The organism is Streptomyces sp. NPDC107528 (genome assembly GCF_055639295.1).
Genome location: NZ_JBVKAV010000011.1, coordinates 430,980 through 446,900, shown reverse-complemented (window position 1 = coordinate 446,900; position 15,921 = coordinate 430,980). Strand labels below are relative to the sequence as shown.

Below are 15,921 nucleotides of genomic sequence, written 5' to 3'. Positions count from 1 at the left end.
AAGAACCTACTCACGCCGGAAACTGTCGCCACTTCAGAAATCTGTGACAGACACCAGAAAGGGGCCGATCGGGCGTTCAAGAACCCGGAACGACATATGTGACGAACCATCAAAAAGTGCCAGCAGAAGCGACTTGGTCACGGAGCTGGGCCAAACGGGGGACTCACTGACACCCCGTCACACTTCTGCGCGCGTGTCGGGCATTGACAACGCACCGCACGACGACTAAGACGTGGATCTGCCCTGATCAGCGCCTCACAGCAGGAACTGTAGCGGGCACACACACCCACCACGGACAGACTTGCCGAGACCACCGCACAAAGGTCGGATCACGCTCAGCCCAGTCGCATCCGCCGCAGCCACACAAGGAGAGCAGCCAGAGACCAGGACCATGACACCCCAGCTAGCCGACGACAAGTCAAAAACCCGCAACCACCCCCCCAGCGGGGGTGGTGGCACCCCAGGCCGACAATCCGCGCAGCGGAAACCCGAACCAGCAGCAGTACTCGCGGCAGTCACCGGCTCCGAGCCGTGGCCGTGCTCCCCCAGCCCCAGCCGTGGTGGCGGCCCCCCGTCTTCGCTCCACCCGCAGCCGCCGCCGAGGACGGCACTGCCCGCACTGCCGCCGCCGGGCGCATCCCGGCCACGACCGCCACCCGTGATACCGGTCGTGGCGGTGTTCGAGCTGGTGGCGTCGGCGCCACCACCGACTCGGCCGCCACCGCAGCGGCCACCGGTGCTGTTGCAGGAGCACCCGCCGGTGGCGCCCGCGGGTGCCCGTGCTTCCAGCCCCAGCCGCGGACGCAGCCAGTGCCAGACCAGCACGGGCCTGAGGAACTCGGCCACAAGCCGACCGGTGACCGCCGGGGCCGATTTCAACAGGGCCTGCCGAGCGGAGGATCATCCGCCGCGCCGCCGGACTCGCGCAGAGACAAGGTCCCGCCCCGGACCCCCATCGGTCTGGCGATAACCGGCTACGTCGGCATTGCGCGGGCCGGGGGAACACGTTCCCCGTCCCCGGAACGCAGGGGTCCGGCGTTGCGACAAGGCCAGGCTGCGGGCAGACGGCGACCCGCTGAGGTCATCAGGTCGTCCGCCTGGCGATGGCGTTCTTGCAGTGGTCGGCCAGGGGGTGGTGCCGTCGGGCACGAGCAGCTGAACCGGAGCAGAGGGACGGCCGAGTGGGGCGGTGGCTCTCAGGTCCGGGCCTGGTTGCAGTCCTCACCACGCAGGCGCACGTCCTCGCGCACCCCCATCACGCGGCGGTGGATGGCCAGCGCCGCGGCCGATTCCGCTACCCCCGCCAGCCGCGTCGCTCCTGACCGGCGAGGGTGCCCGGGCCGGCGACGAAGGCGGTGAACATCCAAGGTCTGCCTCGGGCAATGGCGAGTCGGATCGTCGGTATGACACCTGACGGCAGGCGCCGAGCACCTTGCACAGGTGTGCCGACGCCCGGCAGTCGCCCCCCTCCCCCAGGACCGCGTCGGCCTGCGAGTCAAGGGGCCTTGAGCGGTTCCGCTCGAGTCCGAGCGGCGCATCGGCCGGTCACAGCATCCGCACCTCGGTCTGTGGGGGCTTCGCCCACCAGTGGTGGTAGCGGCTGTAGACCTCCGCCTCACGGTCGCCGAGGAGCGCCTTCAGGGACTGGCCTCCGCGACCAGTGCGTCCCAGGTAGCGGGCGACAGGGAGTGGAAAGCGGTGGCCTCGATGCCGCCTTCCACCGCGCGCCACACACCGGCGACATAACCATCCACCAGCAATGTGGGCAGTACGTCTCCGTTCCTGCGGATCACCAGGGGACGGTAGGCCGGGGGTATCACCCGGCTGCGGTCGTCGTAGGCAAGCAGGACGCTGTCCCACATCGCCATGAGCCGGGGCGGGGCGGAAGTGTCCGCGGGCGGCCGGGGGGCGCCCTGCAGGTCGAACAGCGTGTTGCCGTTGGGCCCCTGGACCTGCTCGATTACGCCAAACGGCTCACGCTCCAGCAGCAGCTGACGGCTGAGGGTCGCCCGGTTGAGTTCACGCGCGGTGATCACAACCGGGCAGACTACCGTCCTGCCCGCGACCAGCCACAGCCCGCGTCCCCAACTTCGGCGACAGCAATCCACATCCCTCAAGGACGTTCGCCAGGGCCGGAAGTACCGTGCCTGGGAGCGGCCACCGAACTGTCTGGCAGGCGGGCGGGCAGTGGCAACGGATTGCCGTCGCCCGTGCGTTCTACCGTGATGCGCGATGCTCACACCGGACGAGCCCCACGACGTGCCCGGGTCCACTCGCCGAGCAAGTCACGGCCACGAAGGACACCGAGATCCGCGAAGCGGTGCGCGGCGCACGGACCATCCGTCGCGGGCAGGGCCCTCAGTGCGGGTCACCACCCCGCTCGCGCTCCACCAGGCCGCACAGAAGCAGTACGCCGCCCCCGCCGGCGACGGCTCTGCCCCGGGCCGGGCGCACGGCGCACCGCGCCGACACGATGCCGCACAACCCACCGGGCCGCAACGGTCATGAGGCAGCCTGACACGCCCGGCAGCCGCCCAGTCTGCCCGCCACCAAGATCAAGACCTGGGGTTCGGGGCCGGCATCATCTCAAGGCCCCGTGCCGCCGCCCGGCAGCGCTGGCTCGTACCGCACTCACACCACGGGGGCTGCCCGTGCCGGGCGGTGGCGGGCAGGGAACGTAGGTCCCTCCATCAGGTGGGAGATACCCCAGGCCAGTGTAGTAGGTGAGACGCTGCCAGACGTTGATGACGCCCTACACCCATCCCTTACCTAGGAGGGACAGTCCTGCTCGCTGAGGCTCCTCACCCACCCGTCGCGGTCGCACACCCCCTCATGCGGTCCTGGCCAGGTGGGGCACAATCGCCGTCAACGGGCGGGCAACAGTGAGGTAGGGAGCCGGGGTTTCTTGGCTCGCGAAGCCGACGTAAGGGCTAACCGAACGAGCCGGCGCTACTGGCTGCGGCCGCTGAGAATTCCGGTGGCAGCGCCGCCGAGATCCACCCGCTCAAGTGCGCCCCGTGACGGGTTCTCCTGGTACTCACCTGTCAGTGTCCCGCTGCTGTCGACCGACCACGCGCCGCGGATTGCTTCGGGAGGTATGTAGCCGTTCGGGTCGTCGATGTACGTCTGTCCCTCCCATGCGTGCGCTGACAACGATCAGCAAATGAACGTCTGAGGTATCCATCCGACGTCGCTGGTGCGCACGAGCCGGTTTGCGTGCCGACAGCCCCGCTCCCTAGTCTGAAATATGGACGCGCGAGAGATGGCGCTCCACCGGGCGTACGAACACGCGGTGCGCTGGCTGGCCGGACTGTCCGACCGACCGGTCCCCGCTCGTGCCCCGGCCGAGGAGATCGTCCGCGCGCTGGGCACCACCTTGCCCGACGACCCCACCCCTCCCGTCGATGTGATCGACTTGCTCGCCACGGCCTGCGAGCCGGGTCTGACCGGCTTCCCTGGAGGCCGCTTCTACGGCTTCGTCGTCGGTGGCGGCCTCCCCGCCGCCGTCGCCGCGGACTGGCTGGTCACCGCCTGGGACCAGAACTGCGTGATGCGGGCCGTCTCACCCGCCTATGCCGCGGCGGAGGACATCGCCGGCACGTGGCTGCTCGATCTGCTCCACCTGCCCCAGGCCTCCGGCGTCGGCTTCACCACCGGCGCCACCATGGCCAACTTCGCCTGCCTGGCCGCGGCACGTGACGCCATGCTGAGCAACGCCGGCTGGAGAGCGGCCCGAGATGGACTGGCCGGAGGCCCCGTCGTGCGCGTCGTCGCCGGCGCCGAGCGTCACATCGCCATCGACCTCGCCCTGAGCTATCTCGGTCTGGGCGAGCCCGAACTGGTGGCGACCGACGATCAGGGACGCATCCGCCCCGACGATCTACGTCACACGCTGACCACCGGGGCGCCGAGACCTACCATCGTGATCCTGCAGGCCGGCAACCTGCACTCCGGCGGCTTCGATCCCTTCCCTCAAGTGGTCAGTGCTGCCCGTCAGGCCGATGCCTGGGTCCACATCGACGGGGCCTTCGGGCTGTGGGCGACCGCATCTCCCCGCCTCGCCCACTGGACCGCAGGGTGCTCCGACGCCGACTCGTGGGCCACCGACGCGCACAAAACGCTCAATGTCCCCTATGACTGCGGTCTGGCTGTCGTGCGTGACGCGGCAGCGCTTCGGGCGGCGATGAGCCGAAAGGGCGCCTACCTCATCCACGATACGCACGGCGATCCGGTCGACACGGTGCCGGAACTCTCACGACGCGGACGCGCCTTTCCGGTGTGGGCAGCTCTGCGATCACTGGGCCGTAAGGGAATTGCCGACCTCGTCGACGGCTTGTGTCGGCATGCCACACAGTTCGCCGCCGGCATCGCCGCCATCGACGGCGCGACCGTCCTCAACGACGTCGTCTTCACCCAGGTCTGCGCCACGTTCGGCGACGACGCGCGCACCGACCGGGTCATGTCCCGGCTGCTCGACGAGGGCACCGCCTGGATCAGTGGCTCCACCTGGCGGGGGCATCGCGTCATGCGCATCTCAGTGAGCAATTGGTCCACCACTGACGACGACGTAGCACGCACCCTGACCGCGATCCGGCGTGCTGCCGCCGCCTGACCGGCGGCGTCGGGCTCCGCGGCACGACGTGGCCGCAGCACCGCCGTGAGCACAGTGATGAGGCCGGCGACAAACCGCCCGCCAGAGAGGCGGCAGCATCGGCCCGAGGAAGGCACGGCCCGCGTCCGGGTTGCCGCGATCGCGATGAGCCAAGGTCGCCATGCCGCTACTGATGAAGCTCAGGCTCTACGACACTTCCGCCGCCGGGCCCTCCGACGGAAACCGGAAACCTGCCCCTGCCCCTGCCCCTGCCCCTGCCCCTGCCCCTGCCCACGTTTGCGGCAGGTTGCGGTTTGACCTCAGGAACGACGATGGATCGGGGCAGGTCCCACCGGAGGTGGATCACCAGCCGAGGCCGTGAGGCCGCAATAACAGGGCACACCTGTACTCACGACATGGAGTGAACATGACCAAGCTTCCTCCGCCTATCAGGCCAAACCGCAACTCACCTCACCAACGCACCCGCGGATTGTCCCGCGGGTGCGGGAGCAGCAGTCGCAGCTCACCTCGTAGGCGAAGAAGCTTCGACCAACCGTCAGGCCCTCGCAGCTGGTGCTCTTAATGCTGCCAAGCATGCGGATACCGAGAGGCTCGGGGTCCGTAGTTGCTCCTATGCGGGCGAAGCCGTTGGGGCTGGAAGCGGGTTCCCCCCGGGTGGTTGAAGGCGCCGGGAGAACCAGTGTTTGGCGTGCTGGCCAGACCGAGGCTGCATGAGCCGATCGGTTTCTTCCCCATGTGGCTAACGCGCCATGATGTTGCGGTGGCAGACCAAGCAGCCCTCTGTGGACTGATCGGCGGACTCGGCGGAGCCATCCTCGGCGACAGCTCGACACTCACCGTCCCCCTTCTGACGCACCGCCTCGCTCGGCGCGAGCAACAACGGGGGCGCGGCTAAGCCGAGTTCGACCAGTGAGGGGCGTTCGCCGGACAACGCGCTAGGTGCTGATCGTCCTCGACGACGCGCATCGCACGGTGCTACGCGTGAACCTCTGGACAGGGCAGCGTTCTCGTCCTCGCTCTAAGCCTGCCTTGGCAGAGCCGAGGCGCCCGGCCGACGGGGTCGCCATCGACGGGCTCCGCTTCCAGTACAGGCTCAGTGCCCCGTTGATGCGCAGCTGGCAGCGGCCGACGCCGGCGGCGGAGAGCAGGCGCGGGCTCGTCGATACCGCCCACCAGATGGCGCGGACGATCTCTGATGCCCACGAGCAGCAAGGCCGTCTGGACCGGGAGACCGTCAACCGTCTGCGGCGCCAGTACGAGGCGGTCGAGCACTGGCGACAGGCCCTGCTGGGACCCCTGATGGAACACATGGGCAGGGAGGTGCCGGTCAGTCCCAGCGCATGTCGATGCGCCCAGCAAAGTTGTCATACCCGGCACGCTCGAATGCCCGGGCCATCGGCTGGTTTCCCAGATCGGTGTCTGCGGTGACGCGTTCGGCGCCCTGGGCAGCCAGCACCTGGGTCCCTTCTGCGAGCAGGTCGTTGACGAAGCCCTGGCCTCGGTGGCCGTCGATCACGCCGAGGTAGGCGATCACGAAGCCGTTCGGGCTTTGCGCCGGAACAACCAAGCCGATTGGTTCGCCGTCCGGGCGGACCCCGATCCGCCACCATGCGCGCGAACTGGGATAGCTCAGCAGCTCGTCGTGGTACTGCACGCGTGCGTAGTCGTTGGCTGAGGAACGGACGACGTCGGCCTGGCTGTAGGCATCCAGCGTGCCCGGCAGGATGCGGGTGAGAAGATCGATCGCTTCCTCATCGCTGCTGACCGGGCGGAAGGTCAGGCTGCCACGGTGCGAAGGCACTGGTGTGCTGGACGTCCAGCGATAGCGGAGCCTCTCGACGAAAATCCTGCCGCCGGTGCGCTCCACCACCTCTATCCGGTCTTTGATGCGACGTTCAGTAGTGGAGTCGTCTCTCCAATTCGCCGGGAGGGGCTGGAGAACGTACGGGGGCGGCAGGGTGCCCGCAGGGAAGATCGCGGTGAGGGCGGTGCGCAGAAGACGCGCGCCGATGTCCATCCGGAGCGGGGCGCCGTGGGCGTCGTCGATGTCGAGGGTTTCCATGACTTCGGGCCTGCTGCCGCTGCGGGACCACCAGCCGACCCGTGCCACCGGTCGGCCGTCTCGTAGGGCCACCCACATCCAGTCGGAATGGCAGTGCCCGTTCTGGAGATCTTCTGCGAGACGGTCGTTGTAGGGGCCAGGCAGAGCGTTGAAGAGTTTGATCTCCTCCAGACCGGTGATGGGGCGGAAGATCAGGTCACTTGTCACGTAAGGCTCCATAGGCAGCGAGGTTGAGTACCTGTAGCAGGTGCACGACGCCGTCCCTTCGCCCCCTCCTGCCTGCTCGGCGACCGGGCGGCTGACCCGTCTCGCCGCTGCTCGGCCGGCGGGGCAACACGCGAGACGGCGTGGGACCCTGCCGTTGAGGTATAGACGATCAACATCGCATCCGCATGCGATTAAGGGCTCTCCAGAGGTGGTGATCACCAGGCACAGCCGGAGTAATCACGGCGTCGGAGCCTTCCTGGACAGCCCCCTTCAGCGGACTGAGCCCACGTCAGTTCGGCAAACCTGCCACGCATTGCGCCGCGAGGGTGCAGACCGTATTTGACGGCCGACCGTCGGCGAACCTGACGCTGTGGCAACTCGTCCCGCTCGTCGGGATCTCGAACTCGGCCGCGGGCCGCATCATCGACCATGAGCTTCGCCGAATGGCTCTACCGCCATCTCATCGGCGAAGACATGGCCGCCCCCAACACCTCGTCTTTCTACCCCGGCCCCGTACAACTGTGCCGTGGGAGATCTTCCAGGAAGTGGCGCCGGAGCCGCCAGTGCGTGCGCAGGACGGTGGCCGGCGGCGGTACGACGACCGTGCGGTGCTCGCCGCGATCCTCTTCGTCGCCACGCCGGGCAGCACCTGGCGGCAGCTTCCGCCAGTCTCTGGAGCCTCATGGCAGACCGTGCATCGGCGCTTCGCCGACTCGTCGGAGGCCCGGGTATGGGCCAAGCTGCACCGCGTGGCGCTGGATCGACTCGGCAGCCAGGCCCTGGTCCCGCTGAGGCGTGGTATCCCGCCGCCCGCCGATCCGCTCCCGCTACGGGCCGAGACGCCGTCGGCCGGCCAACTGCACGCGGACGAGGTCTACGACATCGACCACCTACGCAACTGGCTGCCTCGTCGGCAGATCATGGCGCGCATCGCTCGCCGAGGCGTCGAAACATCCAGCCGCCTCGGCAAATACCGCCGGGTCGTTGAGCGAACGATGTCCTGGCTGAACGGGTGCCGGGCCTACACCGCCGCTACGAGCGCAAGGTCGAACAATTCCTGGCCTTCGTCGGCTTGTCCAGTGACCTGATCTGCTATCGACGCTTCACCCGATCGCGACATACTTCGAGTCCTCGTGGGATGGCCAAGTAGCGGATACGCGTCGGAAGTGCAGAGATGAGCGTGACATGGGCGGCGACGGCGCTGGAGTCGGGACGGTACTCCGCCGTCGAGAGAGATTCGGACGTGGGGGAACTGGCAGATCACTTCAACGAACTGCGCTCCCGTGGTCAGGGATACATCGAAGTCCGACTGCCAGTCAGTGAGTTCCCCCTGCTGGCTCTGGGCTTTCAAGGTGATCAAGCGGTCATCCATCGGTTCGACGACGCTGAGAGGTCGTCCCTGCTCGTCGGGGACGGTAGCGCCGCAGCGGATGCCGTGGTCGACGTCCCAATCATGGATGACCTGGCTGCCTTCAGTGGCGACTTCGTCCTGACTGTCGATCGCGCATGGGCCCTCGTGCACGACTTCATCCAGACAGGAGCGCCTGGCGGACTGGGCGACTGGTGTGAGTTGTAACCGCGGCGCAGTTGCCAATCGGGACACCGTCTTATCCGATGAGGGCGACCGGGGCGTCCCAGGCGTTGCGATCGACGGTGATGGTGTGGCCGCCGGGGGTCTCCTTGCTGTTGACCATGTACAGGTGGGCGCGGCTGTGGTTCGTGTACAGCTTGGGGTCCCAGGGCCAGTCGGCGGTGGTGGTGTTCTTGTTGTTCCACAGCGCGTACCAGAAGTTGCCCGGGAGGTCGGTCCGGTCCTTGGCGGTGGCGATGGCTTTGGCGCCGGGGCTGCTGAAGCCGTAGTAGCCGGCGCGGTTCGTCTTGGCCCGCAGGGTCTTGGTGAAGGAGCGCACGTACGTCAGGGTGGCGTCGTTGCACTCCTTGTTCGTGATGTCGTACGACTCCATGTTGAGGTAGATAGGGCTGCCGGGCTTCGTGCCGAGTGCGGTCGCCTTGGCAACGACGTCCTTGGTGTTGCTCGCGCCTAGGGGAGGCGCCGTGGACGCGGTGAACCTCTCCGGGTTCCTGCTGGTCTGGCAGGGCGGCTGCGCTCCGACGTAGAGCGGGATCAGCTTCCATCCGGCGGCGCTGACCGACTTCACCCAGGACGCGGTGAGGTTGGGCTGGGCGCAGCCGCGGTTCTTCCCGCCGATGTAGACAGCGGCGCCGAGGGAAAAGCCGGTGCTTCAGGCCTTCATCGCGGCGAGTGACGGGGCCGTGCAGGTGCCGAACTCCCGGCCCGTGTACGTCTTCTGCGCCGGCCAGCTCGTGGCGGCCAGGGACGTCTGCGCCGCGATCCCGGCGCCGGCGACTACGACGGCACCCATGGTGGCCCAGGCTATGTATCGGCCTGTCTTGGACAGCCGGTGTCTGGACAAAACCCCACCCCATTCGGATCGCGGCCGAGGCCACACTGATGCACCCGCTGAAGCCTGCGACGGCGATGACACACCACGGGTGGCTGCAGCCCTCGACGCCTTCCGCAGCCGGGCAGTTGAGCTCCGGTAGACGGAGCGCACCGCGCTTCATCCGAGATCTGCAAGTCAGATAGCTGGATCCGCTGCCAGACACTGATCACGTAAGGCGCAAGGTGCTTGGTAGACCGGAAAGACCGCGCCTCAGCCCAGGCCGCAGTCCGCTACCACGTGACGGTCAGCCGCGCGGCTCTTCGGCTTCGAGCGCGTCTAGGCGTCGAACACCGCCTTCGTGGACTCCGCACGACGGGTGAGTTGCCGCGTCTTAACAGTGCAGACAGCTACGGCCCGATACCGGCAGGGGCACCGGGGGCCTGGTGGAGCCGGGCGCGGGCCATCTCGCCATGCGTACTCGGGACGGTTCCTCAACTGCAAGTCCCTCAACGGCGATGCGAGTGATCGGCACAGACCACCCCTTCCCGCAGTCAGAGCCTCGATCCGTGCCTCGTCCAAGGTGTCCTCGCTGCTCTCGTGCCGGCGAGCCAGACCAAGGGCACGTGGGCGCGCACCCCGAACCAACTGGAGCGCTGAGGGCCGCCTGCGATCGCAGGGACGGCGGCTCATCGCGGCTGCGGCCCTCTGACGAGCGCAGTGGGCAGTGACGCGTCGAGGATCAGATCACGCGGCAGCGCCAGTTCGAAGCGCTGTTCCAGAACGGCGAGAGAGGCACGGTGCGCCGTGTCCCTCGCCCTCTCCCCCGGGATGCCGGCCGCGACGATGTCAGCGCGGATGAGGTCGGCGCCGGGGCCAGTGATCTCCTGCGACCAGGTGTGCATGTACATGTCGAAGCCGCACACATATTGGTCGTCGTGGAAGTAGGCGAATGCGGGTGGCGGGACCTTCGGGTTCTGCTTCTCGTAGTAGAGCTCGAAGACGTGGACCCCGTCTCGGGATGTCCCGTCGTGGTACGCGGGCCCGAGGACGGACGGCCAGTGGCCGTAGGCAATGGCGAAGCCCAGGTCGGCGTGGTCGCCGTAGCGGACGGCGACGCTGTCGGCGTCGCCGCGCTCCGCGTCGAGCCCGTCGATGAGCTCTTCGGCCTGCGGCCCGGTGGTGGCCCGGACCGGTACGGGGCCGCCGGGAGCGGCGAGTCGGGCGGCGAGCTGTTCGCCGGTCAGGCCCCGGGCCAGCTTGATGTAGTAGCCGAGCCAGGAGATGTCCTCGTCGGCTATCCATGTGATCCCGCCGGAACTCACTGCGTGTCTCCGTTCTCCGGTGTGGCGCGGCCCGGGGTCGGCCCTGTGACCGGCCCCGAGCCGCACATGCGGTGTGCGTCAGTATCGTGCTACCGGATGTCGCACTTGATCGTCGGCTTGGAGGCGTCGCACTTGTCGAAGCCCGGCGTCCTGACGAAATACGCGTCCTGATCGATCAGCCGGAGCTCCTTGGCGAACGTGGGGAAGCGGCTCATCGAGGTGGAGTTGACCCACCCGGACATCGCGGACCGGCCGCATACTTCGGACCACGTCGGAGCGGCCGTGCGCTCGTCATCGTACAGTCGCCAAGTACCGTCCGACAGTTTGGTGGCGTAGGTCTGCGCGCACTTGTCGCCCGAAGTGACCTGGTTGGTGCCTCCCATGTCCGAGGGCATCCCGCCGCTGTTGTAACTCGCCGCGAAGGTGAACTCGTCACAGGACGGCTTGTCGCTGGCGGAGATGTCGGTCACCGGCGTGGTGTTCGGGTGGCCGGATTTGGCGGCCCAGCCGTCCGGGCAGATGACCCTGCGGTTGGCGTCGGGGTCGCGGCCGTACTTGTTGCGCTCACCGTGCTCGCCCGTATCGCCCCTGCGGTCGGGGAGGTAGCTCAGTGGCGCACCTTCGCGGATCTTCTCCTGGGTCAGCCAGGCGTGCGCGGCGGCCGCTGGGGTCTTGGCGGTGTTGAACACATAGCCGGGCATGTAGTCCCGGAACACGCAGCCCGCCGGGGAGTACACCATGTCGCAGCGCACGAACACCGGGTTGCCGAGGAAGCCCTGACTGTTGTCTGTGGGGAACGTCTCCGGCACCGACGTGGAGAACGTCGCGTACGGTGCGAACGCCAGCGCCTGGGAGAGGTCGGAGTCCTTCTTCCCGGACTCGTCCGGCACCCCGCCGGACCACTGCACGGTGGCCGTCGCAGTCTCCTCGTGGGGGTCGATGTCGTAGGAGCCGCCCCACATCAGGTTGCCGTCCCAGGCGTAGGAGGGTTTGTCCGCGCACCCGGCGGAACACTGCGGGGAGATCGTCAGCTTGATCGCCCCCGGCTGGGCGGGGAACGGCATGTGTCCGGCGGGCATCGGCAGCGGTGTGACGCGGGCCCACAGTTTCAGCTCCGTGCCGGTCAGCGCCGTGCTCATGTGAGAGGAGTACAAGAACTCCTGATAGCCCTTCTCCTCCAGGCCCGCCTCATCGGTGACCTGGACGGAGAACTTCCCGTACATGCACACCTTGTCGCGGGTGAAGATCGACAGGTAGGTGCCCTGAGTGGCGCCCAGTTCGCAGGAGTCGTGGAGCGGCGGGTTCGCGGCCCGCGCGGACTTCAGCCTCGCCCTGGACTCGCGGGCGGCTTCAAAGTCTTCCTTCGTGGCCGGCTCCCAGGCGATGCACAGCCGGTCACCCTGCGCGGTCGCCTCACAGTGCCGTTCACCTGCGGCGTCCCTGGTCTGCACGGAGCCCCAGCCGGGGACCGGCTGCCAGGAGGTGTCGAACGCCGGGTCCGGCGCGTCCCTCTTCGGCGCCGGGAGGGTGATGTCGACCTGCCGGGCCCGGGTCCTGAACGTCGCGTAGGGCGACCAGTCCGTCTCGTACAGGGAGCCGTCGTAGGCGGAGGTACGGAACGCGTAGGTGGTGGCGGGCTTGAGGTTGCCGTGCGGGACGGTGACCGTGGCCTTCGACCCCGAGGCCACCATCTTGGACACGATGACGCCGTACTCGGCGGACACGTCGCCCTGGTTGGCCGGGTCGGCGTTCTGGCCCGTGAGCTTCAACTTGGCCTTCGGCTTCCCGGCCGTGTCGACGGTCCACACCTCGAAGGTGAGGTTCGCCTTGTCCCCGTCCGGGTCCGTGACCGAGTTGCGCAGCTGCGCCACGGTGCGGTCGACCTGCCACACACTGCCGCTCTGCTTCCATGAGGGTCCAGCTTCCGGCTTGCTCCCCGACGCAGGGCGGCCACCGGCTCTGGTGCCCTTTTCCGGCCCGGCGGCCGGCCGCGACGACGGAGCATAGTTCCCGTCCCCGTTGAGAGCCGGGCCGTCGGCGGCAGACGCCACGCCGGTGCCGAGTAATAAGGCCGCGGCGGTGACGGCGGTGGTTATTCGGAACAGGCAGCGTCTTCTCTTCGTCTGTCCAGACACGCTGGATGGTCCTTTCAGGCCCCGCTGCGAGCTCATGGGTGTGCATGGCCCTCGGGGCGCAGGCTGGTTGGTGGGTTGAGTCGCGCTGGAACTTTCCTACAGGCCGCCGCGTTGCCGTTCCTAGGTCATCAACTGGGGCGTTCAGCCTGAAACGCAGGTAGTGGACGTGATGAGGCCGACGTTTGACGAGGGTTGCAGCGCGGATCCTCCAAACCCTGACCAGCGGTCGCTGTGGATGTCCACCAACCCGCCTGCATGCATCGGGGGTCAGAGCTGGAAGCGGTGTCTCCGGGGCGGCGGCTACGGTGAGCGACACGGATGTCTCCGGGCACAAGCCCGGCGTCGTACGCCGCCCCTGGACAAGTCGGAGCTATGTCGGCGACCGCGCGTCAACGGGTGCTTGAAGGGATTCCCGCATCGCGCAGCTCCAACGCGGGCGCCTGCAAGGACGCGACGAGTGCCCCGGAAGTGGCGTGCGCAACGAGCACGGCACCACCAGCAGCGGCAGCGGCAGCGGCAGCGGCAGCGCGAACGCTCGCAGGGCTACAAACCGAAAACTCGTCAGCCGTGTGTGGTGAGGACGAGCCGTTTGTAGCAGCAGAGGTCTGCAGCGAGGCGCCTGGAGGGGCGTAAGGGTTGTACGTGAGCTCGGGCCGCATATCAGCAGGACGGGCTGGCAAGTGAGGCCAATGCCAGCGAGCAGAGCAGAGCAGAGCCAGCTTGCCGTGCCCGTTCTGGTGGACCTGATCAGCTGGGCGCGGGAGGCGGACTTACCCGTGATTTACGCGAAGGGTCACCGGCTACCCGCGCGCGGCACGCGCAACGGCGGTGGGCGCTGCGCCATGGACGCCAACGGCATCAACATCCTCATCACCGCCCACCAGGCTCTCGCGGAACCCGGCGGCTCGCTGCGCCTGGCCGCAGCCACCAACCCCGCTGCACACCAACCGACTTGTCGGCGTCGACACCGTCATCGACTGTCACGAGACCCTGCACCAAGCCCTCAACTCCTGACTTCCCGCGCAGCGACGCGCACTCAACCGCTGCGTCCTGGCGCAGCAGGCCGGGCCGGGCGTCGGCGAGACCAAGGCCCGCTGTGGTTGGGAACGTCAGCAAGGCCCGTACGGACCAGTGTCCCAGGTGGACTCGGCGATCGGTTACGAAGTTCGCCCAGGCCCCGTGCGGCTTGCCAATGAGGCGTTCGTGCGGCACTGCAGGGAGGGCTGCGAGCTGAGTTCGGACGCGCTGCGCAGCGTTGCTGATTCCGCCCCGAGACCGGTGGCACGCATGTTGATGTGTCGCGTATCCAATGTCAGCGGAGGAGTTCAGGCACTCGGCGTGTGCTCCGCTCTCTGATGCGGCTGATATGTGGCGACTTGAGACAGGGTGGCGCGCCCACACCGACCGCCCAGCCAGCCTCGATGTAAGCGCTCTGTGTCATGATGCGGACGTGTCCCTGGGGAGGGGACCGCGGTCTACTTTTGCCAGGGGGTTGGGGATGGGCGCGGGTACGGAGCCGGACGGTTCGTCCAGGTCCGACGAGGAGTGGGAGCGGTTTCTGCGCGAGTCGGTGGCCGGTGCCGCCGACTCGCCCAAGGAGCCGTCGGCGCGGGCCCGCGCCGTGGGGAAGCGGCTGCGCGCGGAGCCCGGCCGCGACCTGGGGGGCTGGCGCAGCTACACGCCCGCGCGGCCCAAGCGGCGTACGGGCTGGTACGTGGTCGGACTGCTGGCCTCGCTGGTGCTGCTCGTGGTGGCGCTCGCGCCGGGACGGATGCTGGACCTGTTCGCCGGCGACGACCCTGACTCCCCGCCGCTGGCGGCCGAGACCGCCCGGCCGACCCAGGTACCCCCGGCGGAAGCGGCCCAACGCCCCACCAGGGACGAGCCGTTCCGCGGTTCGCCGGCGGCGCGCTGGGCGAGCGGAGCAGCGGGGATCACCGTGCCGAAAGCCGCTGCGGTCGGCTGGATGAGCGCGGCCGAAGTCGAGCGGGCCCTCGCCCGCAGCCGGGACTTCCTCATCGCGTCCGGCCTGGACCGCGGGGTGCTGCAGGGAGAACACCCCGAGAAAGCCATTGCACTGATCAACCCTCACCAGAAGGACGTCCAAGACCTCCTCAAAACCGCCTTCCGAACCCCGAGCGAGAAGAACGACCCCCTCCTCCTCTTCAGCCGCTTCCAGCCCTCCCGCGCCCACCTGGTCGGCGACGTCGTGAAGACCCGGGGCCGGCTTACCTACCGGGAGGGCGAGCGCGGCGCACTCCAGGTAACCGCCGACGTCACCTTCGTCTACCCGGTCACCCGCGCGGACGCGGGCGGCAACGACGAGATCGTGCGCACGATCGTCCGGCGCGAGCTGGTCCTGAGCTGGGACGACCCTGCCAAGGTGATCACCGAGCCGGGAACGTTCTCGATCGTCTCTTACAAGTACGACATGACCAACGGCGGCTGCGGTACCCCCACGGGCTACCTCACTCCGCCCTTCGGCACGGACCGCCGGGCGGACGAGGCCGGCACGGCGGTCGACCCGTACGACCGCACCACGCCGGTCGGGCGGGGCGAGACCTCTGGGGACGAGTGCGGGAGGGCGACGCGCTCCTAGCGCGGCCTTGACTGACGGCTCGCATGTTGAGGCGTCGCGTAATCCGCGTGAGTTCGGCCCTGGCGTCACCGTGTGCGGTTGCCGCAGGCGTATCGGCTCCGGGTTCCTCCAGCCTGGGTGACCAAGCGGGGGCTGTCTGGTCGTGATGACCAAGCGCCTTCGCGATGACGGGAGCGGGGGCCCGTAGGACGAGTTGGCGGATCACGGAGGTCCTGCTGCGCTGTGGCGGGACGCCGATTTCTGCGGATGGACTTGGAGGCTTACCCCAGTTCATCGGCGGTCGAGGCATTAGAGGTCGACACGGCCGTTGCGTGCGATGCCCGCAGCGCCGAGAGTCCGGAAGCTTGGCGCGCTCGGATGGGGGCGGCTCCGGGACGAGGTCGACGCGCCTCTGCAGGCCCTAGCGCCAACTGACGGGGGAAGAAAGGACTTTCGCGTCCGGGTGCCGTGCGGCCGCCAGCCACACCGTCACAATGCCGAAGAAGCTAGCAGTGCCCGGCTGCGGCCCATTTCGGCCGCCCGCGAACGTGGACATCGGACTCGAAAGAGCGTGGCCCGCTGACCGGGGTGCTGGTGCCC

Annotated in this window: 6 protein-coding genes and 4 pseudogenes; 5 read left to right on the top strand and 5 right to left on the bottom strand. The window is 68.2% G+C overall.

Annotation, left to right across the window (positions count from 1 at the left end; all coding sequences use genetic code 11):
• Positions 1-1,545 precede the first annotated feature (1,545 nt).
• Positions 1,546-1,961, bottom strand: a pseudogene (locus ACZ7L5_RS33330) (DNA glycosylase AlkZ-like family protein); the annotation flags it as partial.
• A gap of 1,286 nt (positions 1,962-3,247) precedes the next feature.
• On the opposite strand from ACZ7L5_RS33330, the gene ACZ7L5_RS33325 reads away from it, so the two are divergent.
• Complete coding sequence (locus tag ACZ7L5_RS33325; RefSeq protein WP_471521504.1) at positions 3,248-4,612, top strand: pyridoxal phosphate-dependent decarboxylase family protein; 1,365 nt, start codon at positions 3,248-3,250, stop codon at positions 4,610-4,612.
• A gap of 1,327 nt (positions 4,613-5,939) precedes the next feature.
• Here the strand turns inward: ACZ7L5_RS33325 and ACZ7L5_RS33320 are convergent.
• Positions 5,940-6,881: a GNAT family N-acetyltransferase gene (locus ACZ7L5_RS33320; RefSeq protein ID WP_471521502.1), complete on the bottom strand. Its 942-nt coding sequence runs from the start codon at positions 6,879-6,881 to the stop codon at positions 5,940-5,942.
• A gap of 236 nt (positions 6,882-7,117) precedes the next feature.
• Between ACZ7L5_RS33320 and ACZ7L5_RS33315 the strand changes: the two are divergent.
• From ACZ7L5_RS33315 to ACZ7L5_RS33305, 3 genes and pseudogenes are all read left to right on the top strand, one after another.
• Positions 7,118-7,348, top strand: a pseudogene (locus ACZ7L5_RS33315) (IS5/IS1182 family transposase); the annotation flags it as partial.
• Between the two features lie 54 nt (positions 7,349-7,402).
• A pseudogene (locus ACZ7L5_RS33310) lies at positions 7,403-8,031 on the top strand (transposase).
• A 24-nt stretch (positions 8,032-8,055) separates the two neighbouring features.
• Complete coding sequence (locus ACZ7L5_RS33305) at positions 8,056-8,457, top strand: hypothetical protein (RefSeq protein WP_471521500.1); 402 nt, start codon at positions 8,056-8,058, stop codon at positions 8,455-8,457.
• Between the two features lie 31 nt (positions 8,458-8,488).
• On the opposite strand, the pseudogene ACZ7L5_RS33300 reads toward ACZ7L5_RS33305, so the two are convergent.
• The 3 genes and pseudogenes from ACZ7L5_RS33300 to ACZ7L5_RS33290 form a co-directional block, all read right to left on the bottom strand.
• Positions 8,489-9,316 (bottom strand): annotated as a pseudogene (locus tag ACZ7L5_RS33300) (glycoside hydrolase domain-containing protein).
• Positions 9,317-9,972: 656 nt separating this feature from the next.
• Entirely contained in the window at positions 9,973-10,608 is a 636-nt protein-coding gene (locus tag ACZ7L5_RS33295; protein ID WP_471521498.1) for a hypothetical protein, read from the bottom strand.
• Positions 10,609-10,697: 89 nt separating this feature from the next.
• Positions 10,698-12,500, bottom strand: coding sequence for a hypothetical protein (locus ACZ7L5_RS33290; RefSeq protein ID WP_471521496.1), 1,803 nt, complete (start codon positions 12,498-12,500; stop codon positions 10,698-10,700).
• A gap of 1,741 nt (positions 12,501-14,241) precedes the next feature.
• Between ACZ7L5_RS33290 and ACZ7L5_RS33285 the strand changes: the two genes are divergently transcribed.
• Complete coding sequence (locus tag ACZ7L5_RS33285; RefSeq protein ID WP_471521494.1) at positions 14,242-15,342, top strand: hypothetical protein; 1,101 nt, start codon at positions 14,242-14,244, stop codon at positions 15,340-15,342.
• Positions 15,343-15,921 lie beyond the last annotated feature (579 nt).